Here is a 760-nt window from a genome sequence, read left to right on the forward strand (position 1 = left end):
AAAAGCAGAAGCGGACCTGGTGATCCTCAAGGCCATCTTGCGGGTTTTTCTGCTAAAACTGATCAAAGTCAAAGAACAGGAATTCACTAACCACGATATTCATCAGAAGAGAGTTTTTGACTTTTTTACGCTTCTGGAGAGTAACTACATACAAATTAGAAATACCGATTTTTATGCCGGGAAATTGGGATTGAGCTCCAAACGACTCAATCAGATACTCAAGGATAAGTTAGACAAGACCGGCATGCAACTCATTCATGATCGGATTATTCTGGAAGCCAAGCGACTCATTATCCATAGTGATTATACGATCAAGGAAATATCCTTTCAGCTTGGGTTTTCAGACCGTCCTTACTTCAGTCGCTTTTTTAAAAAACAAACGGGGCAAACACCAGAGCAGTTTCAAAAGCAATCGCAAAGTCATCGCCTTCAAAAGCTTAATACGTTATCAGACGACAGTACGCTCTAAAATAGACCTGTTAATCAGCTACTTGTCTTTAAAGAATGGCATATTTTATTTAGCATTGACTTGCTTTTCTACGGAGCTAAGCCACTCATATAAACGATCCATCTATTGATCCACGGCTAGGCTCTGTGTCTTACTCGCAAAAGCAGGGTACCTATACGTACATACATGAATTTCAGCTAAAGCATTTACTTGTTCCCATTTTTGATAATTAATATCAGAATCCGCAATTATCTTCTTCCTCCAACTGTTCCTAGTGACGCACGGCATGCATGGGATGCTTGTCAGGATTAC

General features: G+C 40.0%; 1 protein-coding gene. It reads left to right on the forward strand.

Annotated elements, in window-relative coordinates; genetic code table 11:
• Positions 1 to 469, forward strand: a 469-nt coding sequence (locus tag BWI97_RS26825; protein ID WP_146011094.1) for a helix-turn-helix domain-containing protein, incomplete at its 5' end; no start/stop codon positions are given.
• Positions 470 to 760: the final 291 nt, after the last annotated feature.

It is taken from the genome of Siphonobacter sp. BAB-5405, assembly GCF_002872335.1.
In the GTDB taxonomy this organism is placed as follows: domain Bacteria; phylum Bacteroidota; class Bacteroidia; order Cytophagales; family Spirosomataceae; genus Siphonobacter.